The organism is Aminobacter sp. 01T433, assembly GCF_056398585.1.
Genome location: NZ_JBFTPR010000009.1, coordinates 16780 through 38058, shown reverse-complemented (window position 1 = coordinate 38058; position 21279 = coordinate 16780). Strand labels below are relative to the sequence as shown.

Genomic DNA, 21279 nt, shown 5'->3' with positions numbered 1-21279 from the left:
AAATAGCAGCGGCGGACGGAACATGGACTTCGAATACAGCGCAAAGACCAAAGACCTGCTCGCGCGTCTCAACGCCTTCATGGACGAGCATGTCTATCCGAACGAACGCCGTTATCACGACGAAGTGGAAGCCGACCGCTGGGGCCATCCTGCTGTCCTCGAAGAATTGAAGGCAAAGGCCAAGGCTGCCGGACTGTGGAACCTGTTCCTGCCGGAATCCCGCCATGGTGCAGGCCTCACCAACACCGAATACGCACCATTGTGCGAAGTCATGGGCCGGGTGCATTTTTCGTCGCAGATTTTCAATTGCTCGGCGCCTGACACCGGCAACATCGAGACCATCGAGCGCTACGGCACCGAGGATCAAAAGGCGCGCTGGCTGCCCGGCATGCTCGACGGCTCGATCCGCTCGGCCTTCGCCATGACCGAGCCGGATGTCGCTTCCAGTGACGCGACCAACATCCAGAGTTCCATCGTCCGCGACGGCGACGATTATGTCATCAACGGCCGCAAGTGGTGGATTTCTGGTGTCGGCGACCGGGATTGCGAATTGCTGATCTTCATGGGCAAGACAGATCCCAACGCTGCCAAGCATCAACAGCAGTCGATGATCCTGGTGCCGATGGACACGCCTGGCATCAAGGTTTTGCGCCCGATGACCGTGTTCGGTTATGACGATGCGCCGCATGGCCACATGGACATGACCTTCGAGGATGTGCGCGTGCCTGTAGCCAACATGCTGCTTGGCGAAGGCCGCGGCTTTGAGATCGCGCAGGGCCGCCTCGGACCTGGCCGTATCCATCACTGCATGCGCCTGATTGGCCTTGCCGAACGCTGCCTCGAACTGATGTGCCGGCGCGTGAAAAGTCGCGTAGCGTTCGGCCGTCCCATCGGCGAACAGTCGGTGACGCTGGAGCGCATCGCCGAATCCCGCATCATGATCGACCAGGCGCGTCTGCTGACGCTGAAGGCCGCCTACATGATGGACACTGTCGGTAACAAGGCAGCGCGCGCCGAGATCGGCATGATCAAGGTCGCCGCCCCCAATATGGCCTGCAAGGTTATCGACTGGGCAATCCAGGCACATGGCGCGGCCGGCGTTTCACAGGATTTCGTGCTCGCCAACTACTATGCGCATGCCCGCAAGCTGCGTTTCGCCGATGGTCCCGACGAGGTGCACCGCAACCAGATCGGACGCATCGAGCTGGCCAAATACGCTGATATCGGCTGAGGGCGGGTTATGGACGCCAGCCGTTTCGTCGGTACCGAGCCGCTCGCCGCCGACAGCCCGATCAATGTCGAGCGCCTTCACGCCTACCTGAAAGCCAACATCGAAGGCTGCGGGGGCGCGCTCACGGTCGAGCGCTTCCGTGGTGGACAATCCAACCCGACGATGCTGCTTTCGTTCAACGGCAAGCGCAGCTTGGTGTTGCGCAAGAAGCCGGACGGCAAGCTATTGCCCTCGGCACACGCAGTCGACCGCGAATTCCGCGTCATCAGCGCGCTACGGGACAGCGACGTACCGGTGGCAGGGGCACGGTTGCTCTGCGACGACGAGACCATCGTTGGCGCGATGTTCTACATCATGGATTTTGTCGAGGGCCGCTCCTTCTGGGCGCCGTCGCTGCCGGAGCAGTCGCCGGCCGAGCGTCGCGCGATCTACATGGAGATGAACCGCGTCGCAGCTGCCCTGCACAACACCGACTACAAAGCGATTGGGCTGGATAGTTTTGGCAAGCCCGGCGACTATGTCTCGCGCCAGGTGGCGCGGTGGTCCAAGCAGTATCGCGCTTCGGAAACCGAAACCATCGAGGCGATGGACCGGCTGATCGAATGGCTGCCTGACAACATCCCTCCGGAAACCCGCACTTCACTGATCCACGGCGACTTCCGCATCGACAACATGCTGTTCCACCCGACTGAGCCGCGTGTGTTGGCTCTGGTCGACTGGGAGCTGTCAACGCTGGGCGAGCCGATGGCGGATTTTGCTTATCACATGCTGACCTGGCGCCTGCCGAACAAGCCCTATCGTGGCCTCGGCGACCTCGACATATCAGGACTCGGCATCCCCGATGAGCGCAGCTACCGCGACGCTTATCTCAAGGCGACCGGGCAGGAGGGGGTCTCGGATCGGCATTGGTATGCCTACCTGGCCTACAGCCTGTTTCGCGTGGCCGGCATTCGCCAGGGCATCATGAAGCGCGTCGTCGACGGCAACGCGTCGAATGCGCATGCGCGCGAAGCCGGCGCGCTGGCGCGCCCTGTGGCCGAATTCGGCTGGCGCTACGCCGAACTGGCGATGAAATCATAAGGGAGCGAGCCGCATGGGCACGACGCAAGCGCTATATCCAGCTGAAGGTACAGCCATCGTCATTGGCGGCAGCGGCGGCGTTGGCGCCGAGATTTGCCGGGTGCTGGCGCGTGATGGCTGCGACGTGGCGCTGACCTATCATAGCAACGAGGCCAAAGCCGAAACGGCGGCAGAGGCGGTACGCGGTGAGGGCCGCAAGGCCTCCATCCACAAGCTCAATATCGAGGATGTCGAAGCGACGCGCGGCTTCATCGACGGTGTTGCCGAGGCTGGCGGCGGTATCCACACGGTCGTCTATGCCGCCGGGCCGCTCGTGCCGCTGATCCATCTGAGCAAGATCGAACCGGAACAGATGCGCAAGCACTTGATGCAGGACGCGTTCGGCTTCTTCAACGTCATACATTTCGCCATTCCGCATCTGCGAAAGGCGCGCGGCTCGATCGTCGCCTGCCAGAGCTCGGCGCAATATCGCTATGCTTCGGCTGACGGATTGTCGGTAGTACCGAAATCCGCCGTGCATGCGCTGATGAAGGGCGTGGCCAAGGAAGAGGGACGCTACGGTATCCGCGCCAATGGCGTGGCGCTCGGCATCATCGAGACCGGCCAGCACACGGAGCTGACCAAGCTCGGATTTATCGACGAGAAATACACGCAAGCGGCTGCGATGAACACGCCTCTGCGGCGCAACGGCAAGGCCATCGACATCGCAGAAGCCGTTTCGTTCCTGGCCTCCAGCCGCGCCGGCTTCATCACAGGCGAAGTCATCAATGTCGATGGCGGCTACCACGTCTGATCGCATTTCAGGCAGGGGTTTTCGAGCCCGCATCGGCCGTTAGTCTTTTCAGACGATGTTCAACCCCTGGCTCGCTCCTAGGCAAGTGGTTGGAAAACTTCGGTTCCGGACGTTTCGAAGCGCGGCGCAAACGCCCACTTTGGCTCCGGTTCCTTGCCGAAACATAGCATTTCTGGAGCCATCCCTTGCGCGAAGCCGTTATCGTTTCAGTCGCCCGTACCCCGATTGGCAAGGCCTTTCGCGGTGCCTTCAATGACACCGAAGCCCCCGCACTGTCCGGCCATGCAGTGCGCGAAGCAGTCAAGCGAGCGGGCATCGCCCCCGACGCGGTCGAGGATGTCATTTTGGGCTGTTCGGCCCAGCAGGGCACGCAGGGCTACAACATCGGTCGCCTGAGTGCCGCCGCCGCTGGCCTGCCGGACAGTGTCCCAGGCATGACGATCGACCGCATGTGCTCGTCGGGCCTGATGGCTTTGTCGATCGCCGCCAAGCAGATCATCGTCGACGGCATGGAAACTGTCGTTGCCGGTGGCGTCGAGTCGATCAGCCTGACCCAGAACAAGCACAAGAATACTTTTCGCGCGCGCTCGCAGGCCGTGACCGGGCATTGGCCGCATATGTACATGACGATGATCGAGACCGCCGAGATCGTTGCCAGGAAATATGGCATCAGCCGCGAAGCCCAGGACGAGTTCTCGTTGGCGAGCCAGTTGCGTACGGCGGCTGCCCACCAGGCCGGACGTTTCGACGACGAGATCGTTGCGATGGCCTCGCGCAAGATGGTGGTCAACAAGGAGACCAACGAAACGACCTTCCAGGACGTGACGCTGACGCAGGACGAAGGTTTCCGCGCCGATACCAACCTTGAAGGCCTGGCCAAGCTGAAGCCGGTTTTCGCCGACGGCGAAGTGATCAAGGCAGGTGAATACATCACTGCAGGCAATTCTTCGCAGCTCTCCGATGGTGCAGCGGCATTGGTGGTCATGGAAGCCAAGCGTGCACAACAGCTCGGTTTGAAGCCGCTCGGTGCCTATCGCGGCATGGCGGTTGCCGGCTGCGCGCCCGAGGAGATGGGCATCGGTCCGATTTACGCCGTGCCCAAGCTGCTGCAAAAACACGGGCTCAAGGTCGATGACGTCGGCCTTTGGGAACTGAACGAGGCCTTCGCCAGCCAGGCCGTCTATTGCCGGGATATGCTGGGCATCGACCCGGAAAAGCTCAACGTCAATGGCGGCGCCATCGCGGTCGGCCATCCTTTCGGCATGACCGGCGCCCGCACCAGCGGCCACCTGCTGATCGAAGGACGCCGCCGTGGCGTGAAATACGGCGTCGTCACCATGTGCGTCGGCGGCGGCATGGGGGCTGCCGGACTGTTCGAAATATTCAACTGACGAATGGAACTGCGGGGAGGGCGTTCGATGACTGGTAGCGAGATCGAAATTCAACAAGGTCTCAGGCCCATACTCGGCCCCGCGACCCAGCTCGGCTTCGTCGTTCGCGACATCGAAGCCGCGATGCGCCACTGGATCGACGTGTTCGGCGTCGGTCCGTTCATCTTCATGGAGCGCGGGGTCAGCCAGCCGGTCGGCACGACCTATCATCGCGGCGAACCCGTACAAGTCGAGCTCAGGCTGGCATTCGCTTACATGGGCGACGTCCAGATCGAGCTCATCGAACAGACCAACGACGCATCATCGCCCTATACGGACTTTCTCGATGCAGGACGCGAGGGTCTGCAGCACCTTGGCTTTTGGGTGCATCATCACGACGAAGCGACGAAGCGCGTCGAGGCAGCTGGCTATGTACGCGACTATGAAATCCGCGTCGCCGGCCAGACGCAGTCGATCATCTACTACAAGTCGCCTTCGCTTTATGGGCCGATGCTGGAGATCGTTCCGCCGATGTGGCGCCGTTCGCGCCAGGCGGTGCTGGATCATATCCGCGCCTATGAGGGCACCGACCCGATCATCCGCTTCGACACCTACAGCGCCTTCATCACGCATGCCGGCGTGAAGTTCGACTGAACCTGATCGTTGGTGTTGGCCGTCGGTGTGACCGGCGGCCGACAAAGGCTCACTTCACAAGCTTTTCCAGATCGTCGATTTGCTGGCGCAGGCCGGCGATTGTCTGGCGCACGGCTTCCTCGTCGTGCGGCCGGTCTTGATGGGCGCGCAGGCCGGCGAGCGCCAGATCGGCGATGATCTCGCCAATCTCTGTCGGCGTCTTGGCGCCGGAAGGCGAGTACCAGCGCGACGTCCAGTTGGCCATGCCGATCACGGCGAAGGCGGCGACCTTGGGGTCAACCGCGCGGAACTCGCCGCTCGCCATGCCGTCTGAAATACAGCGCACGTAAAAATCGTAGATATGGCGGCGGCCCTGGTTGTAGAGCGGGCCGAGAGCTTCTGGGATCTGCGTTTCCAGGCGCGACAGCAAGATGAATCGAGCGCCCGAAGACAGCCTGCGGACAATGCCGTCGACAACCGCGCGGCGCAGTCTGTCCGACGCCGACAGGCCCGGTGAGGCCATCAGTTCCTGCAGCCGATGCGAAGGCGTGAGTGCTTCGGATTCGACCAAGGCCGCAAGCATCTCTTCCTTGTTGCGGAAGTAGTGGTAGACCGCCGAGCGGCCGAGACCGAGCGCCTGGGCAATGTCGTTGATGCTGGTCTGGACGTAGCCCTTGCTGTCGAAAAGTTCGGCGGCGATGTCGATCAGCTGTTCGCGAACCAGTTCCTTGCGCGGGTTTGTGGACGCGCGTGCAGAGAGTTCGCGATCCAAAGCGTCCGCGCCGATACCAGCCGTATCCGTTTGTGTCATTCGCGCCATCCTGCTCAACGCCGAATCTCCAGGCTCAGTGGGCGAACACCGGCCCGTGATTGTTTCGCAAGCAACCGTGGGTCGAATCGTCCGCAGCCCAAGACTGTGGTCAATTCGAATATAATACGGTTCGCACATCTGTAAGCCTGCGATGATGCAGGTTTGTTGTCATAGCCAGCCAGGATCATGATGTGCCCACGCCGAGATCGCCGGAAACCGGCTGATAGAGCGGGGGGCCGAACATCGGCCTGCGCGACACCGGGCGGCGGCCATCGGCATCCATGACGCCGTAACGCTCGGCAAGTTCGGTCGAATAGAAGGTGCCGCCGCTGAGCGGCATGGCGTCTCCCACGGCGTGGATGGCTGCGAGAACACGGCCAATGAAGAAGGGCGTTTCAAGATGCGGCAAGCTGCCAGCATTGTCGCCGACCACGCTTCCGGCGGCGATGCCCGCCAATGTCCGTTCGGTGCCGATCAGTCCCGGCCATAGCGAGATCGCAGCCACGTTGAACGGTAGCAACTCATGGGCCATGTCATGCGCGAATTTGTCCTGACCGGCCTTGCCGATTCCGTAGGGCAGGCTGTGGCGATAGGCCTTGCCACCGGGGCCGGAGGTGTTGGCGATCAGCCCGCAGCGCTGGCGAACCATGATCTGGGCGGCGAAATGGCTTGCTGCATAGCTGGAGCGCAGCCCGATATCGATCATGTCACGCCAAAGCGTCAGCGGCCTTTCCCAGAAATTACCATCCGGCACGGCCCAGTCGGGCATGGCGAAAGCATTGTTCACCAAAAGATCAAGGCGGCCTTGTTCGGCATCGACACGCTTGAACAGCGCCTCGGTCTGGCTGTCGTCGAGGTGATCGCAGATAGCGACGATGCCCTTGCCGCCAACCTTGTCGATTTCCTCGGCGGTCTCGCGGACGGTGCCTCCCCAAGAGCCGATAGCCGACTTGTCGCTGCGGCCGGTGCAGTAGACGGTGAAGCCGGCTTCACCGAGCGCAATCGCAATGCCACGGCCAAGGCCCCGGCTAGCGCCGGTGACGACCGCGACCGGACTATCCGTATTCTGCGCGCTCAATGGGGGCTCCTCGCGTAACCGAGGCCGAGAGGTTGCTGGTTGTTGGCCAGGGTTTCGGCGAACGCCGTATTCACCGCAACATCGTTCCAGTCACCTTCGAGAACCGGGTTGGCAATCAAGGGATGCGTTACAAATGACAGCTGCTTGCCGGCGATGCGCACCACCTGGCCATTGATCTTTTCGGCGGCATCGGAGAGCAGGAAGCTGACGACTGGTGCGTTGATCTCAGGATCGGGCAGGGCGGCGTAGTGCACCTCGCGGCTGGCCGCCTGTTCGGCCATCAGCGTCTTGTTTTGAGCGGCCATTGCGGTCTCGGCCAGCGGCGACAATGCGTTGACGCGGACGCCGGTGCCGCGCAGTTCCATTGCCCAGCTATAGGTCAGCGAGGCTACGCCGCCCTTGGTCGCGCCATAGCCACCGAGCGCGATGTCGCCGGCTTGCGAGCCCGAGGCCACATTGACGATCGATCCGCCTTTGCCGGCAGCCAGCATGCGCCGCGCCGCGTGGCTGGCACAGGCGGCGGTGCCGATCAGATTGACCTCGATCATCGAGCGAAGATCCGCTTCAGTCAGCTCGAGTATCTTGCCGATGCGCAGGATGCCGGCATTGTTGACGATGCCCGATATGGCACCGAACGCGTCGATGCAGGCGTCGACCAGCGATTGGGCGTAGCTCCAGGAGGATACATCGCCGGCGTGGGCGACGGCCCTGCCGCCTGAAGCGGTGATAGCATCGACTGTCGCCTGGGCGACCTGGGCGCTGATGTCGTTGACAACTACAGCTGCACCTTGCCCGGCCGCGTGGCGCGCATAGGCAGCGCCAAGGCCGGAACCGGCCCCGGTGATGACCACCGCCTTGCCTTCAAGTGACTTCATTTCGTGTCCTCCCGGGCGCAGAGCATGGCGACGGGGAACGATTGGGGCATCCCACATTTGGACGATGTCATCACCTGCGCCCGATCGGATCCCAAGGCGAGCGCTAGCCCTTGAGTTTGATGCCCTCGGACAGCAAAGCGCGGGCTTCCGGCTGGCCGTTCAGCAAGCGGTTGACGCGGTTCTGCACCCGCCAGCCTTCGGCGGTGCGGACCAGCTCCCACCGGTTGGCCCCGGCACGCTCGACGCGCCAATGGTCGCCCTGGTTGAGGTAGACGCGTGAATAGCCGGTAGCCACCGCCCGGTCGCCGTCGACCGAGACATGCGGCATGGAGATGACATGGGCGCAGCCGTCAGCGACATAGTGGACATGCGGCTCGATATTGACCAGCGAACCGACGGTGGCAGCGCCTTCCAGCGGAGCGGCACCGTAGTCGTAGCTGCCATTTTCCGCCCAGAGGGAGGCTGTGACGTCGCCTGTGCGGCTGTCGACCGAAGGGCCGTATGTCGCCAGCAATTGATAGATGGCGAGCTGGTCCTCCAGGCACTTGATCCGCGCTTCGAGCGTGGCGAGCCGCGTTTCGGTATCCGACATGGGATCCTCCAGTGATTTGAACGAGTCGCTTCGCCTTCAGCCGACAGTCTGTGCACCGTCGACCACGATGACCGCGCCCGAGACATAAGAGGCATCGTCGGAGGCGAGATAGGCAAAGGCGCCGGCAATGTCTTCGGGTTCGCCGGTCTCGACCTTGCCCAGGAGCTTCGAGGGGCGGACCGAAATGGCCGGATCCTGGTCCTCGATGGGCGACAGGCCGGTGCCTATCTCGGTCCGCACCCGGCCCGGGCAGACGGCATTGAAGCGGACGCCCTTGGGTGCATATTCGGTCGCCAGCGATTTTGTCATGGCGATGATACCGGCCTTGGACGCGGCATAGGCAGCGGCATAAGCGATGCCGTCGAGACCGGCGGTCGAAGCGGTCGAGACGACATTGCCGCGCGAGGCGATCAGCGCCGGCAGCGCCTGGTGCACGACATGGAAGACACTTTCCAGGTTAATGCCGAAGACCAGCGACCACTCTTCGCCGGTCTGTTTGGCGAAGTGATCGCGGCGATAGATGCCGGCATTGTTGATCAGGCTGTCGAGGCGGCCATGCAGGGCGAACGCTTCGTCGACCATGCGTCGAGCGGAGGCCGTGTCCGCTGCATCATAGGCAATCGCGTTGGCGCGCGTACCATACTGTTCGGTGGCGGCAGCGCAGACTTTTTGCGCACCTTCGAGGTTCCGGTCGGCGAGGATCAGCGTCGCGCCTTCGCAAGCGAGGCGCAGGGCTGTGGCACGACCGATGCCGGTTGCCGCACCGGTGACGAGCACCACCTTGTTGTCGAAACGCCTGAGCCCCATTGTTTCCTCCACTGAAGTCGCGGCCGCCAAATGCCGATCGGTCTTCCATAGAGTGGCGGCCAAGGCGAACGGGCATCCCACATTCGGACGATGCTGCTGGCGTCAGTCAATGGCATCCGGCATGAAGCGCTTTCGCATTCATTGCCAAGCCCGATAGCTTGAAGCCGCACCTCACGCGTGATGGACCCGCATGATCCTTGAATTCACATCCGACCAGCAGATGATCCGCGAGGAGGCAGAGCGCTTCTTGCGCGAGCAGTCTTCGTCTGAAGCCATCCGGCGCGTGATCGACACCGGCGCCGCATATGATGCCGATCTGTGGAACAGCATTTCGCGCGAACTCGGCTGGTGCGCGATGGCAATCCCTGAGGAATTCGGCGGACTAGGCCTCGGCGCGACCGAAGTCACCATCCTGATGGAACTCACCGGTTCGCGACTTGCCTGCGTGCCTTTCTGGTCGACGGTGTGCCTGGCAGCACCACTTATGCAGTTGGTGGGAAGCGAAGAAGCCAAGGCGAAATATCTAGGCGCCATCGCCGCCGGCGAAGTGGCCATGACCGTTGCCTATGCCGAGGCTTCCGCGGCCGATCCGCTAGCGATGGTTGCGATCAAGGCCACGAAGACGGCAGGCGGTTACCGGCTTGACGGCAAGGTCGACCAGGTGATCGATCTCGCCGCCGCCGACGTAGTGTTGATCCCGGCCCGGCTTGAGGGTGGCGAGCTTGCACTCTTTGCCCTGGCGCGCGACGCCGGCCAGAAAATCACGCCACTCAAGGTGATGGACGCCACCCGCTCGATTGCCTCGCTTGAGCTGGCGAGGCTCGAAGTGTCGGCGGAAAGCCGTATCGATGCCAGCGGCGTGGCTCAAGCCGCCTTCCAGCAGGCATTGTCATTCGCCAATCTCGGCCTCGCCGCCGAACAGGTCGGAGCGGCACAAGGCGCGCTGGACATTACGCTCGCTTACATATCCGAGCGCGTGCAGTTCGGCCGCACCATCGCGTCGTTCCAGGCGATCAAGCACCGCTGCGCCAAGCTGGTCGTCGACATCGCCGAGGCGCGTTCGCTGGTCTTTGGCGCTGCAGCGTCCCTCGGTCATGTCGAAGTGGCCGAAAGCGCACTCGAAATCGCTGGTGCGCGCATCGTGGCTTCGGACGTCCAGTATCTCGCCGCCGAGGAAGCGATCCAGCTGCATGGCGGTGTCGGTTTCACCTGGGAATACGATCCTCACCTCTATTTCAAACGCGCCCAGGCGTCGGTTTGCCTGCTCGGCTCGCGCGAGACTCATCTCGACCGCATTGCCGCAGCCGTATTCAGTCATGGAGGCCGTTCATGAGCGATCTCGACGCGTTTCGCACCGAAGTGCGCGATTGGATGGACACACATCTGGTCGGCAAGTTCGCGGCGCTCAAGCATCGCGGCGGCTCCGGTGAGGGCGATGCCTTGCCGGTACTGCGCAAGGAATGGGAGCGCGAACTGGCAACCGGTCGTTGGACCTGTCCCGGCTGGCCAGTCGGGCACGGCGGACGCGGACTTTCGGTCGCCGAGCAGGTCGTGTTCCAGGAAGAATACAGCCGTGCCGGCGGACCGGGCCGCATGGGCCATATTGGCGAAGGGCTGATCGGGCCGACGCTGATCGCCTTCGGAACCGAGGCGCAGAAACTGCGCTTCCTGCCCGGTATCCTGAGCGGTACCGAATTCTGGTGCCAGGGTTATTCCGAGCCGAGTGCCGGGTCCGACTTCGGCAACATCAAGACCCGCGCCAGGCAGGAAGCCGAGACTGGCGACTGGCTCGTCTCTGGCCAGAAGGTGTGGACCTCCCTTGCGCATCTGTCGGACTGGATCTTCGTCGTGGCCCGCTGCGAGGATGCATCGGTCGGGCGCAACGGGCTGATCTTTTTGCTGATGCCGCTTGACCAGCCGGGCGTTGAAATCCATCCGATCAAGCAGATCGGCGGCGGTTCCGAATTCAATTCGGTGTTCGTCGATGGCGCCCGCGCCAAGGGTGAGCATGTTTTGGGCGAGCCGGGCGACGGCTGGAAGATCGCCATGGCGCTGCTTGGCTTTGAACGAGGCATTTCCACGCTTGGCCAGCAGATGGGCTTCCAGCAGGAACTCGACCTGATCGTCGAGATCGCCAAGGAGAACGGTTCGGACCGCTCGCCAGCCATTCGCCAGCGTGTTGCCCGCGCCTGGGTCGGGCTGCGTGCCATGCGCTACCTTGCCATGCGCGTGTTGAGCGACGAGCCCTCGGCGGAAACGCGCCGCGAGGCCCTTGCCTACAAATACCACTGGTCGAACTGGCACCGCGACCTCGGCAAGCTTGCCATGGATGTGCTGGGCATGGACGCCAACATCGTTTCCAACGATCCGCGCCGCGAGCGACTGCAGCAGATGTTCCTGTTTGCCCGCGCCGACACGATCTACGGCGGCACCAACGAGATCCAGCTCAACATCATCGCCGAGCAGGGGCTTGGCATGCCCAAGGAGCCGCGCGGCAAGCTGTGATGAATACATTCGCGCCGCCCTGGCGCGGTGAGGTTTGGGAGGACCTGTATGGGCATTCGGGAGGTGGACCTGGGCGAACTTGCGGCGCGCGACGCGCTTCGGCGACTGGTGACGGCCTATTCGCGGGCGGTCGACCGGCGTGATTTTGCGCTGCTGCGCAGCCTCTATCACGACGATGCTCACGAGGTGCATGGCGAGATGTTCGTCGGCGGGCCGGACGCCTATGTCGCCTTTGTCGAAAAGGCGCTGTCGAACTATGCCGCGACCGCACACTACGTCGTCAATGCCAGCTTCGAAATCGACGGCGACCGTGCCGAAGGTGAGATCTACAAGATCAACTATCACCGTACGCATGGCGCCGACGCCCATGAAGTCATCACCGGCAGCCGCAGCCTCGACCGCTACCGGCGCGACGACGGTGTATGGCGCTTCACGGGCCGTTCGATCACGCTCGACTGGTCGACCAAGCGAGCTGTAGATGCCGATGCCTACCGCGATTTCGCCGCCGGCAGCCCGCCCGGGCGGCCAGGATCGGGTGACCTGTCATACGAGGTCCTGAAATTGTTCGGCCGCTTCGGTGGCTGATCCAGAAAAGTGCAAAAGCGGGCGTTCCGCGCGGAGGAAACATGACTGCACAAACGAGACAATTCGCAGGCAAGATTGCCGTGGTGACGGGTGCCGGCAACGGCATCGGCCGCGCAGCCGCCATCGCCTATGCGCAGGAAGGCGCTGACGTCGCCATTCTCGACCGCGAGGCCGATGCTCTTGCCGAGACCGCCGAAATGGTGCGGGCGCTTGATGTGCGCGCGCTGCCGCTGGTCGGCGACCTGACGGATCAGCAGGTCGTGGTCGATAGCTTTGCCCGCATCAAGCGTGAGCTGGGGCCCGTCGATATCCTGCTCAACAACATCGGGCAGACCGCGCGGGAGAATTACTCGGAATTCTGGCAGGCCAAGCCCGAAACGCTGCAGTTCGTCGTCGGCGTATCGCTCATGACCACGCTGACCTGCACCCGTCAGGTGGTTGAAGACATGCGCGAGCGCCGCTCGGGCAAGATCGTGTCCATCTCGTCCGACTCGGCTATGAATGGTGACATCGGCACAGTCGATTATGCCTCGGCCAAAGCCGGCGTGCTTGGCTTCACCCGCTCGCTCGCTCGCGAACTCGGGCCGTTCAAGGTCAACGTCAACGCGGTTTGCCCTGGGCCGACGAACACGCGCGCCATGCAGCGCATTCCCAAGGACGCCTATGAGCGCGCCAAGAACATGATCCCGCTGGGCGAACTGAGCGAGCCTGAAGACATCGCCAACGCGGTGGTGTTCTTGTCCAGCGACAAGGCACGTTTCATTACCGGTCAGACGCTGATGGTCAATGGCGGCCGCGTCTTCTACTGAAAAGGGCCGTTAGTTCATTCAGACGATGTTCGCCTTTGTGCGGCGCATCATTTGAAACGAGACAGCGCGATCGCCCCATGTCGATAGGGCAAGTGGCGGTCGCCGAAATCAGCAAGAGAGAATGATCATGAGCCTGCATACCGTCCTGTGCGAACGCCTCGGCAGCCGCTTCCCGGTGGTGCAGACGGCCATGGGCTGGGTCGCCGACGCCAATCTGTCGGCTGCCACCTGCAATGCCGGCGGCTTCGGCTTCTTTGCCGGTGCGACCACGGAGCCTGGCGACGTCGAAAACCAGCTCCTTGCCATCAAGTCGAAGACCGACCGTCCCTTCGGCGTCAATTTTCACATGTTCCAGCCCAACGCTGAAGAGGTGATCGCGGCTGTCATCAAGCACAAGGTTCGCGCCGTCAGCTACGGCCGCGGCCCCGATGCCAAGACGATCAAGCGGCTGAAGGACGCCGGCGTCGTCTGCATGCCGACCGTTGGCGCGGTCAAGCACGCGATCAAGGCTGTTGAACTTGGTGCCGACATCATCACAGTGCAGGGCGGCGAGGGAGGCGGTCATACGGGTGCCGTGCCGACCACCATCCTGTTGCCCCAGGTGCTTGACGCGGTGAAGGTGCCGGTCGTTGCCGCCGGCGGCTTCTTCGACGGTCGCGGCCTGGCGGCCGCTCTCGGATATGGCGCAGCCGGCATTGCCATGGGGACGCGCTTCTTGATGACCAAGGAATCGCCGGTCCCGCGTTCAGCGCTTGATCGCTACCTCGCCACCAAGGACCCGACTCTGATCCGTACGACGACCGCCGTCGACGGCATGCCGCAGCGCTTCATCGAGAATGCCGAAATCAGGCGCCTTGAAAGCATGGGCCTGCCGGCGCGGCTGGCGATGAGCATGAAATACGCCCGCCAGTGGGGCAAGGAGGCTGGCCTCGGCCCGATCGCCATGGCCAAGCTCGGGCTCAAGGTTCTGTCGAGCGGCGAAAACAGTTTTGCCCAGACGGTGATGGCGCCGAACCTGCCGACGCTGGTGCAACGTGGCGTGGTCGAAGGCAACACCGAATCCGGCCTGCTGCCATCTGGCCAGGCGGCAGCGATGATCGACAAGCTCGAAAGCTGCGAGGAGCTGATTACACGCATCGTCGCCGAGGCCGAAGCGCGGTTGAGGGAAATTTCGGCGCTCGTCGCCACGAAGTGAAGGAGAGTCTCGCGATGAGCGATCAGTTCTGGACCAAGATCGACGCCGGCATTGCCGAGTTGGTGATCGAAAACCCGCCGGTCAATGCGCTCGACAGCATTGGTTGGCGCAAGCTTTCGCAGGCCATCGACGGGCTGAATGCCGACCCTGAGGTGCGTGTGATCGTCATCCGCGCCGAAGGTCGGGGCTTCTGCGCTGGCGTCGACATCAAGGAACTGCAGAAGCATCCCGAGCGCATCCCTGAGGTGAACGCCGGCAACTGGGAAACCTTCCGCGCCGTGCATCGTGGCCTCAAGCCGGTGATCGTGGCGGCGCATAGCTACATTCTCGGCGGCGGCATCGGCATCTGCGGCTCGGCCGACATCATCATCTGCTCGCCCGACGCGACATTCGGCGTGCCGGAAGTCGACCGTGGCGCTCTAGGCGCTGGCGCGCATCTGCAACGCCTGTTTCCGGTCCAGAAGGTGCGCCAGATGTACTTTACCGGCGAGCCGATCGATGCGGCCGAGGCCTACCGCCTGGGTGCTGTCGAAAAGATCGTTCCGCGCGAGGAGCTGCGTGCTGCCGCGATGGAATTGGCAAAGACCATCGCCGCCAAGAGCGCGATCATGATCCGGCTCGCCAAGGAGGCGCTGAACGGCATCGAGGATGGCGATCTCGAGAAGAAATATCGCTGGGAGCAAGGGTTCACGGCCCAAGCCTACCTGACCCGGGAATCGCAGGAAGCCCGTGATGCCTTTGTCGGCAAGCGTGAATCCGACTTCAAGAAATAATCAAGACAGCAGGACGTTCGATCAATGACCGCCACCAAAATCAAAGCCGTTCCGCCCTATGTCGAAGGCCATGGCCTGCTCAAGGGCCGCTCGGTGCTCATCACCGCAGCTGCCGGCGTCGGCATCGGCTTTGCTGCCGCACGCAAGGCGATCGAGGAAGGCTGCCGTGCGATCATGATCTCCGACGTCCATGACCGCCGCCTAGCCGAAGCTGTCGAAAAGCTGCGCGAGTTTTCACCGACTGTCGAGATCTACAGCCAGCTCTGCAACGTCACCGACGAGGAACAAGTTCAGGCGCTGGTCGACGCTGCCGAAGAAAAGCTCGGCGGCATCGACGTGCTGATCAACAATGCCGGTCTCGGCGGCCTGAAGCCGGTTGTCGAGATGACCGATCAGGAATGGAACTTGGTTCTGGACGTGACGCTGACGGGCACCATGCGCATGACGCGCGCGGCACTGAAGAAGATGCAGCCGCGCGGCAAGGGCGCCATCGTCAACAACGCCTCGGTGCTTGGTTGGCGTGCCCAGAAGGGCCAGTCGCATTATGCCGCCGCCAAGGCTGGCGTGATGGCGTTCACCCGCTGCTCGGCGGTGGAAGCCGCAGAATACGGCATCCGCATCAACGCGGTGTCGCCGTCGATTGCCATGCACGACTTCCTCAAACGCTCGGCGCCGCAGGAACAGCTCGACGCGCTCGCGAGCCAGGAGGCCTTTGGCCGCGCCGCGGAAGTCTGGGAGATCGCCAACGTCATGATGTTCCTTGCCAGCGACTACGCCGGCTACATGGTCGGCGAGATCGTCTCCGTCTCCAGCCAAAGGTCGTGACGATGGGGCTCGTCTTCTCTTCGCCTGAAGAGGCGGTGGCGGCAATTGGCCGGAACCTCGGTTCAAGCGATTGGCTGACGATCGACCAGAGGCGCATCGACACTTTTGCCGAGGCGACCGGTGATCACCAGTGGATCCACGTCGATCCAGTGCGCGCCAAGGACGGCCCGTTCGGCACCACTGTTGCGCATGGCTGCCTGACGTTTTCGCTGATCAACGGCTTCCTGCCGGAGCTGTTCCAGGCGGGTGGCATGAAGATGGGCATCAACTATGGCTGTGACCGGATGCGCTTTCCAGCACCGGTGCCGGTCGGGTCGAAGGTGAGGGCGGTTGGCGAACTGGTCAATGCCGAGCTGCTGGCTGGCAATGCGGTGCAGACGACTGTGCGGGTGACTATCGAGATCGAGGGTTCGGCCAAGCCGGCCTGTGTCGCCGACATGGTCGGACGGTACTATTTCTGAGGCGCTTGGCGCCGTTCAGGCATCGGAGACGACAATGGACACAACGAGCGACGCGCAGGCCGAGATCCTGGCGCGACTGGACCGGCTTGAGTCGCGCGACGAGATCCGCCAGCTGATTTCCAAATATTCGCTGGCGCTCGACATGCGCGACATGAGTGCAATGGCGTCGCTGTTTGCACCCGACGTCAAGGTCGGCGGTGGCAAGTCGGGCAGGGCCGCCCTGCGCGACTGGCTCGACGAGACCATGCGCAAGCAGTTCGACGGCACCTCGCACCATGTCGGCTCGACGATCATCGAGTTCATCGACGCTGACAATGCGGTGGGCGTTGTCTACTCCAAGAACGAGCACGAATGCGGCGCCGAATGGGTCATCATGCAGATGATGTATTACGACCGTTACGAGCGCATCGACGGTCGTTGGTGCTTCCGCCGCCGCCAACCGCTCTATTGGTACGCCACCGACCTCAACAAGCCGCCGATCGGTTCGCGCAAGATGCGCTGGCCCGGCCGCGAACCCTATGAGGGTTCGTTCCACGACCTGTTCCCCTCCTGGAAGGAATTCTGGGCGCGTTCCGGTCCCGACGAAGCGCTGCCCGAGCCGGCGCCCCTCGAAGCTTTCATAGAAACCATGCGCAAAGGCAATGAAGTCCGTGGAAACCGCGTACGCTGATAATATGATCGCCGACAGGCTGTTTCGGCCCATCAAGGTCGGTCAGCTGGAGCTGGCAAACCGCATCGCCATGGCGCCGATGTCGCGCTATTTCTGCGCCGACGGTGTGCCGCACGAAAAGGTGGCGAGCTACTATGCGCGCAGGGCGCTGAACCAGGTCGGCCTGATCATCACCGAGGCCACTTATATTGGTCACCCCACGGCCCCGAGCTATGATGGCGTACCTTATTTCGCGGGCGAGGCGGCTCTAGCTGGCTGGGCGAAGGTGCGGGCGGCGGTGCATGCGGCAGGCGGCAAGGTCATGCCCCAGCTCTGGCACACCGGCAGCTTCCGCAATTCGGCCATGGCGCCGCAGCCCGGCGTTCCAGGCCTTGGGCCGTCGGAAAACCTCAACGCTTTCACCGGTCATCCCGAGCCGACAAAGGCGATGACGGAAAAGGCCATCATCGAGGTCGTCGAGGCTTATGCGGATGCAGCCGAGGCGGCGCAGAAACTGGGCTTCGACGGCGTCGAGATCCATGGCGCGCATGGCTATCTGATCGACGAGTTCTTCTGGGCGACGACCAACAGGCGGGCCGATCGCTATGGCGGCGACCGTCGTGAGCGTACGCGCTTTGCCGTCGAGGTGATCGAAGCGATGCGCGCACGCGTTGGCCCCGATTTCCCGATCTCGTTTCGCTATTCGCAGTGGAAACAGCAGGACTACAAGGCCGTGCTCGGTGAAACGCCGGCGGAGCTGGCTGACGTTTTGGAGCCGCTGGTCGATGCCGGTGTCAGCATGCTACATTGCTCGACGCGCCGTGTGTGGGAACCAGGTTTTGCAGCCGAAGGTGACATGACGCTTGCCGGCTGGACGAAAAAGCTGACCGGCCTCCCGGTGATCGCGGTCGGCGGTGTCGGGCTTGACCGCCCGGGCCTGAATGCGGCGGAACCCGCGTCGCTGGACGTGATCGAAAAGCCGCTGGCACGCGGCGAGTTCGACATTCTTGCCGTCGGTCGGGCGTTGCTTGCCGATCCAGGCTGGGCGCTCAAGGTCAAGCAGGACCGCGCGCATGAAGGCATCGGCTATTCCAAGGAGCAGCTCAAGACGCTGTTTTGAGCAACAGGGGCAAAAAGAGCGCCGGGGACATCGTCCGCCGGCGCTTCAGCTTGTTCGTCTGTTGAATTCCGAAGAGACCAGCCCGCTTACGCAGCCTGGCGCGGACCCTGACCAAGTATGACGGCGCTGTTCAACACCAGGCGGACCAGTTCGGTTTGGCGGGTGATGCCGCTTTTGGAAAAGATCGAGCGCAGATGCGCGCGCGCCGTGTTGCGGCTGATGTCGAGCGAGGTTGCGGCATCTTCGAGCGACAGGCCAGCTGTCAGGCGACGGGCGACCGCTGCCTCGGCTGGCGTGAGGTCGAAGAGCTGGCGCACGAGTTCGCCCTCGACCTCGGGATTGGTCTCGGGGTCGCGGATATAGACGGCGACTGCGGAATTCGCGGCGGCTGCGTTGCCGTTGCTGATGCGGATCGGCCTGACGATGACGCCGAGATTGCGCGAGCCGGACTGCTTGGTCAGTGACAGGCCGCGCGAAACGGTTGCTTCGCCACCGGCCGCGCCCTGCGTTGCCGCCTTGATGGCGCTTTGGAAATCGCGGTCTTCCTTGGCCGAAGTCGCGCGCAAGCGGTTGCCCTGGATCTGCAAGCCGTCGCGCGTTTCGAGGAAACGAGTGGCCGCATCTGAGGCGCGGATGATCTTGCCTGAATGGTCCAGGATGACGACGCCGACATAGAGCTTGTCCATGACGTCGGAGTAGAGCGTGCGCTCGACCTCGGTCGCGCCCATGCGCCACGACATTTCGATGCCGCGGGATAGCTGGGACACCAGGATTTCGCAGACGGAGGCCGCATCATCGTCGAATTTGGGTCCGGCGCGGTCGCGGAAGAGCCATAAGGTGTAGCGGGCGGATTCGTCGGACGTGAGCAGCGTCGCCGACATCGGCTGGCAGCGCTCGGTGAGATAGGCCAACTGAGCAGGGCGCCCGAGAGGGGTGCCGGATGCATCGATCATGTTCTCGTCGATCTCGGTGAAGACATAGTAAGTCTCGCCGGTACGTGCCCGATCCTCGATGACGACAACGGCCGCATAGGCGTCGAACTGTTCGCGGATCAACTCCAGCGAGTTCCTGAGCGGCGCACCGTTGAAGACACTGTCGGAGACGCGGTTGAGGAACAGTCCGAATTCGACGATCGATCTGGAATGAAAGGTCATTGGAACTCCCGGTATTCTATCGCACGGGTATGTGCGGCGTCGATCCCGAACAGCAATGGCGCCACCCAGGTCGTCAAAGTCAGCAGGATTTTCGGCTTAGAAGCTCGCGATGTTCGCGGGCGTCGGCGTATCAGGAAGGCGGGAGGAAACCTCGTCGGGCGCGGTGCCGGACGAATGACGACGCAGCTGTGAGAGAGACTTTGCTCGAACTGGTCATCGCGCTCCTCCCGAATGCGAATGGCTTGTATCGACACATTGTCATTAAATCGACACAGCGTCAAATGCGAAATGAGCGACGTGAAATTTTCGACACCATGTCAGCAGTGAATGAACGCTGTCGCCTCGACCCGTGCAAACGAAACGAGCCGGATCTTGCGACCCGGCCCGCCAATCTGAATGTTCGGCCAGAAGTGTCTGGCGGATTTATGCGCCGCAGTCGGCGCGTTCGACGAGACCGTCCTCCCGCAGCTTGTAGGCGTTCTTGACGACCTTGATCGCCTCGGGCGCCGGCAGGAAGTGGCTCGTCTTGCTCGCCTGGATCGGCCCGATCAGTAGGTCGACCTTTGCGGCGTTCTCCTGCAGCCAGGCCGTGATCGACGGACCGTCGGTCTTGCCGGAGCCATTGATTGCCGCCGCAAGCACGATGGGCTGGAGGTAGTAGGGCGTCAAAGCGGGCGCCCCGCCCATGCGGTCGAGCTCGGGAACAGTTTCTTTGGCGCGCTTGGCGAACTTGGCGAAGGACGATTCACCGACAGGATCGCTTGGGCAGTAGGTCATGCCGACGAACTGGGTGCTATAGACATTCGCGAAGGCTTCCTCGCCGATCAGGCCGACATTGCCGACGGCGTAGTTGGTCATGGTCTGGTTGGCGAGCACGGGAACGTCCCAGCCGATATCTGCCCGGTTTTCGAGCAGCTTGCGCGAGTCATCGCCGATCGAGTTGATCAGCAGGATCGCTTCGGCGCCCGAGCTGCGCATCTGGAACAGCTGCGGGGTCATGTCTTCAGTACGGAAGGCGAACTCCTGCACCGCCGTCGGCTCGATGCCGCGCGACTTGAGATAATCGACGATCTCGGTGACCGCTGCCTTCGACATGCCGCCATTGTCTGAGATCAGCGCGAGCTTGGTCAGCTTGAGCTTGTCGAGGGCGTAGTCGATGTTCGGCTTCATCTGGTTGACGCCAGTGGCCGAACCAGAGAAGTGGAACGGACCGACTTCGGGCGTCAGTTGGGTAGAAGCAGCTGACGAGACCTGGGCAATGTTCTTTTCGGTAGCAACCGGAACAACCGGAATGGTTTCCTGGCTGGTGGCCGGGCCGACCAGAGCCTGGACCTTCTCGTTTTCGATCAGGCGACGGACTTCGCTGACGGCGTGGGTCGGATCGGTCATCGTGTCGCCAAGAACGAGCTCCGCTTTCTTGCCCAGGATGCCGCCGGCAGCATTGATGTCTTTGATGGCGAGCTTCCAGCCGATTTCGGCGGTCTTGCCGATGGAGGCGCCGCCACCGGTAAGTGACATGATGCCGCCGACCTTGACGGTCTCTTGGGCGTGCGAAATGCCAGCCGAAAGCGCCAGTGCAGCCATCGAAACCATTCCGATGGCCCTGTGCCGCGTGATGGATTTATTCCATTGGAAGTTCATGCGTATCTCCTCCGCTTACTTCGATCGCCAGCCAGTCACGTCCAAGTGTAGGCGGCATCGTCTGGTCGGACGATGGAGGGGCGCGGCGAAATGAAATTTTGGCGGTTCATCTGCCGCTATCGGCGCAGTGGTGCCTGTTGGAGGGTGGCGGCTCTATATTGCCTCTGGGCGCGCGTGCGCTTTGGCCCCGACGTACAAGCATGACCTGAGCCAACAAGAGGGAATGCGCCGAACCCTCGATGTGGCTTTCGGTTGAGGCAAGAGGCAATGTTCAGATGACAGCAGTTTTCTA

General features: G+C 62.5%; 22 protein-coding genes. 15 read left to right on the top strand and 7 right to left on the bottom strand.

What is annotated here, in order from left to right:
* The first annotated feature begins 22 nt into the window (after positions 1-22).
* The 5 genes from AC1DLV_RS16990 to AC1DLV_RS16970 all read left to right on the top strand — a co-directional run bounded on the left by AC1DLV_RS16990 (position 23) and on the right by AC1DLV_RS16970 (position 5128).
* Positions 23-1231 (top strand): acyl-CoA dehydrogenase family protein, encoded by a 1209-nt coding sequence (locus AC1DLV_RS16990; RefSeq protein WP_476801076.1) that lies wholly within the window; start codon positions 23-25, stop codon positions 1229-1231.
* Positions 1232-1240: 9 nt separating this feature from the next.
* Entirely contained in the window at positions 1241-2311 is a 1071-nt protein-coding gene (locus tag AC1DLV_RS16985; RefSeq protein ID WP_476801075.1) for a phosphotransferase family protein, read from the top strand.
* Positions 2312-2324: 13 nt separating this feature from the next.
* Positions 2325-3104, top strand: coding sequence for an SDR family NAD(P)-dependent oxidoreductase (locus tag AC1DLV_RS16980; protein WP_476801074.1), 780 nt, complete (start codon positions 2325-2327; stop codon positions 3102-3104).
* Between the two features lie 185 nt (positions 3105-3289).
* Complete coding sequence (locus AC1DLV_RS16975) at positions 3290-4495, top strand: acetyl-CoA C-acyltransferase (protein WP_476801073.1); 1206 nt, start codon at positions 3290-3292, stop codon at positions 4493-4495.
* A gap of 27 nt (positions 4496-4522) precedes the next feature.
* On the top strand, positions 4523-5128 hold the full coding sequence (locus AC1DLV_RS16970; RefSeq protein WP_476801072.1) for a VOC family protein: 606 nt from the start codon (positions 4523-4525) through the stop codon (positions 5126-5128).
* 49 nt (positions 5129-5177) lie between these two features.
* Here AC1DLV_RS16970 and AC1DLV_RS16965 read toward each other — a convergent pair whose 3' ends face one another.
* The 5 genes from AC1DLV_RS16965 to AC1DLV_RS16945 all read right to left on the bottom strand — a co-directional run bounded on the left by AC1DLV_RS16965 (position 5178) and on the right by AC1DLV_RS16945 (position 9270).
* The gene (locus AC1DLV_RS16965) at positions 5178-5918 is read right to left on the bottom strand and encodes a TetR/AcrR family transcriptional regulator (protein ID WP_476801071.1); all 741 of its coding nucleotides are present in this window, start codon (positions 5916-5918) and stop codon (positions 5178-5180) included.
* Positions 5919-6102: 184 nt separating this feature from the next.
* Entirely contained in the window at positions 6103-6996 is an 894-nt protein-coding gene (locus AC1DLV_RS16960; protein ID WP_476801070.1) for an SDR family NAD(P)-dependent oxidoreductase, read from the bottom strand.
* Entirely contained in the window at positions 6993-7871 is an 879-nt protein-coding gene (locus AC1DLV_RS16955; protein ID WP_476801069.1) for an SDR family NAD(P)-dependent oxidoreductase, read from the bottom strand. Before AC1DLV_RS16955 ends, AC1DLV_RS16960 begins: the two co-directional genes overlap by 4 nt.
* Before the next feature lie 103 nt (positions 7872-7974).
* Complete coding sequence (locus AC1DLV_RS16950) at positions 7975-8463, bottom strand: nuclear transport factor 2 family protein (protein ID WP_476801068.1); 489 nt, start codon at positions 8461-8463, stop codon at positions 7975-7977.
* A 36-nt stretch (positions 8464-8499) separates the two neighbouring features.
* Positions 8500-9270, bottom strand: a complete 771-nt coding sequence (locus AC1DLV_RS16945) for an SDR family NAD(P)-dependent oxidoreductase (RefSeq protein ID WP_476801067.1) — start codon at positions 9268-9270, stop codon at positions 8500-8502.
* A gap of 190 nt (positions 9271-9460) precedes the next feature.
* On the opposite strand from AC1DLV_RS16945, the gene AC1DLV_RS16940 reads away from it, so the two are divergent.
* The 10 genes from AC1DLV_RS16940 to AC1DLV_RS16895 all read left to right on the top strand — a co-directional run bounded on the left by AC1DLV_RS16940 (position 9461) and on the right by AC1DLV_RS16895 (position 18192).
* A complete protein-coding gene (locus AC1DLV_RS16940; RefSeq protein ID WP_476801066.1) occupies positions 9461-10603 on the top strand; it encodes an acyl-CoA dehydrogenase family protein in 1143 nt (380 codons plus the stop codon).
* On the top strand, positions 10600-11775 hold the full coding sequence (locus AC1DLV_RS16935; protein ID WP_476801065.1) for an acyl-CoA dehydrogenase family protein: 1176 nt from the start codon (positions 10600-10602) through the stop codon (positions 11773-11775). Before AC1DLV_RS16940 ends, AC1DLV_RS16935 begins: the two co-directional genes overlap by 4 nt.
* Positions 11776-11823: 48 nt before the next feature.
* On the top strand, positions 11824-12360 hold the full coding sequence (locus tag AC1DLV_RS16930) for a nuclear transport factor 2 family protein (RefSeq protein WP_476801064.1): 537 nt from the start codon (positions 11824-11826) through the stop codon (positions 12358-12360).
* Between the two features lie 41 nt (positions 12361-12401).
* Positions 12402-13169: an SDR family NAD(P)-dependent oxidoreductase gene (locus AC1DLV_RS16925; RefSeq protein WP_476801063.1), complete on the top strand. Its 768-nt coding sequence runs from the start codon at positions 12402-12404 to the stop codon at positions 13167-13169.
* A 127-nt stretch (positions 13170-13296) separates the two neighbouring features.
* On the top strand, positions 13297-14364 hold the full coding sequence (locus tag AC1DLV_RS16920) for an NAD(P)H-dependent flavin oxidoreductase (RefSeq protein WP_476801062.1): 1068 nt from the start codon (positions 13297-13299) through the stop codon (positions 14362-14364).
* Positions 14365-14378: 14 nt separating this feature from the next.
* Positions 14379-15137, top strand: a complete 759-nt coding sequence (locus AC1DLV_RS16915) for an enoyl-CoA hydratase family protein (RefSeq protein WP_476801061.1) — start codon at positions 14379-14381, stop codon at positions 15135-15137.
* A gap of 24 nt (positions 15138-15161) precedes the next feature.
* Positions 15162-15962: an SDR family oxidoreductase gene (locus AC1DLV_RS16910; protein ID WP_476801060.1), complete on the top strand. Its 801-nt coding sequence runs from the start codon at positions 15162-15164 to the stop codon at positions 15960-15962.
* Between the two features lie 2 nt (positions 15963-15964).
* Positions 15965-16423, top strand: coding sequence for a MaoC family dehydratase (locus tag AC1DLV_RS16905; RefSeq protein WP_476801059.1), 459 nt, complete (start codon positions 15965-15967; stop codon positions 16421-16423).
* A gap of 34 nt (positions 16424-16457) precedes the next feature.
* Positions 16458-17093 (top strand): nuclear transport factor 2 family protein, encoded by a 636-nt coding sequence (locus tag AC1DLV_RS16900; protein ID WP_476801058.1) that lies wholly within the window; start codon positions 16458-16460, stop codon positions 17091-17093.
* Between the two features lie 4 nt (positions 17094-17097).
* On the top strand, positions 17098-18192 hold the full coding sequence (locus AC1DLV_RS16895) for an oxidoreductase (RefSeq protein WP_476801251.1): 1095 nt from the start codon (positions 17098-17100) through the stop codon (positions 18190-18192).
* Between the two features lie 86 nt (positions 18193-18278).
* Here AC1DLV_RS16895 and AC1DLV_RS16890 read toward each other — a convergent pair whose 3' ends face one another.
* Both AC1DLV_RS16890 and AC1DLV_RS16885 read right to left on the bottom strand, forming a co-directional pair.
* A complete protein-coding gene (locus AC1DLV_RS16890; protein ID WP_476801057.1) occupies positions 18279-19346 on the bottom strand; it encodes a helix-turn-helix transcriptional regulator in 1068 nt (355 codons plus the stop codon).
* A gap of 423 nt (positions 19347-19769) precedes the next feature.
* On the bottom strand, positions 19770-20987 hold the full coding sequence (locus AC1DLV_RS16885; protein ID WP_476801056.1) for an ABC transporter substrate-binding protein: 1218 nt from the start codon (positions 20985-20987) through the stop codon (positions 19770-19772).
* Positions 20988-21279 lie beyond the last annotated feature (292 nt).

Excerpts from the sequence above, each read along its gene's own strand:
- AC1DLV_RS16905 (WP_476801059.1), top strand. The coding sequence starts at position 15,965 with ATGGGGCTCGTCTTCTCTTCGCCTGAAGAGGCGGTGGCGGCAATTGGC.
- AC1DLV_RS16950 (WP_476801068.1), bottom strand. The coding sequence starts at position 8,463 with ATGTCGGATACCGAAACGCGGCTCGCCACGCTCGAAGCGCGGATCAAG.
- AC1DLV_RS16900 (WP_476801058.1), top strand. The coding sequence starts at position 16,458 with ATGGACACAACGAGCGACGCGCAGGCCGAGATCCTGGCGCGACTGGAC.
- AC1DLV_RS16955 (WP_476801069.1), bottom strand. The coding sequence starts at position 7,871 with ATGAAGTCACTTGAAGGCAAGGCGGTGGTCATCACCGGGGCCGGTTCC.
- AC1DLV_RS16910 (WP_476801060.1), top strand. The coding sequence starts at position 15,162 with ATGACCGCCACCAAAATCAAAGCCGTTCCGCCCTATGTCGAAGGCCAT.
- AC1DLV_RS16890 (WP_476801057.1), bottom strand. The coding sequence starts at position 19,346 with ATGACCTTTCATTCCAGATCGATCGTCGAATTCGGACTGTTCCTCAAC.
- AC1DLV_RS16920 (WP_476801062.1), top strand. The coding sequence starts at position 13,297 with ATGAGCCTGCATACCGTCCTGTGCGAACGCCTCGGCAGCCGCTTCCCG.
- AC1DLV_RS16980 (WP_476801074.1), top strand. The coding sequence starts at position 2,325 with ATGGGCACGACGCAAGCGCTATATCCAGCTGAAGGTACAGCCATCGTC.
- AC1DLV_RS16985 (WP_476801075.1), top strand. The coding sequence starts at position 1,241 with ATGGACGCCAGCCGTTTCGTCGGTACCGAGCCGCTCGCCGCCGACAGC.
- AC1DLV_RS16895 (WP_476801251.1), top strand. The coding sequence starts at position 17,098 with ATGATCGCCGACAGGCTGTTTCGGCCCATCAAGGTCGGTCAGCTGGAG.
- AC1DLV_RS16885 (WP_476801056.1), bottom strand. The coding sequence starts at position 20,987 with ATGAACTTCCAATGGAATAAATCCATCACGCGGCACAGGGCCATCGGA.
- AC1DLV_RS16930 (WP_476801064.1), top strand. The coding sequence starts at position 11,824 with ATGGGCATTCGGGAGGTGGACCTGGGCGAACTTGCGGCGCGCGACGCG.
- AC1DLV_RS16990 (WP_476801076.1), top strand. The coding sequence starts at position 23 with ATGGACTTCGAATACAGCGCAAAGACCAAAGACCTGCTCGCGCGTCTC.
- AC1DLV_RS16970 (WP_476801072.1), top strand. The coding sequence starts at position 4,523 with ATGACTGGTAGCGAGATCGAAATTCAACAAGGTCTCAGGCCCATACTC.
- AC1DLV_RS16965 (WP_476801071.1), bottom strand. The coding sequence starts at position 5,918 with ATGACACAAACGGATACGGCTGGTATCGGCGCGGACGCTTTGGATCGC.
- AC1DLV_RS16925 (WP_476801063.1), top strand. The coding sequence starts at position 12,402 with ATGACTGCACAAACGAGACAATTCGCAGGCAAGATTGCCGTGGTGACG.
- AC1DLV_RS16945 (WP_476801067.1), bottom strand. The coding sequence starts at position 9,270 with ATGGGGCTCAGGCGTTTCGACAACAAGGTGGTGCTCGTCACCGGTGCG.
- AC1DLV_RS16940 (WP_476801066.1), top strand. The coding sequence starts at position 9,461 with ATGATCCTTGAATTCACATCCGACCAGCAGATGATCCGCGAGGAGGCA.
- AC1DLV_RS16915 (WP_476801061.1), top strand. The coding sequence starts at position 14,379 with ATGAGCGATCAGTTCTGGACCAAGATCGACGCCGGCATTGCCGAGTTG.
- AC1DLV_RS16935 (WP_476801065.1), top strand. The coding sequence starts at position 10,600 with ATGAGCGATCTCGACGCGTTTCGCACCGAAGTGCGCGATTGGATGGAC.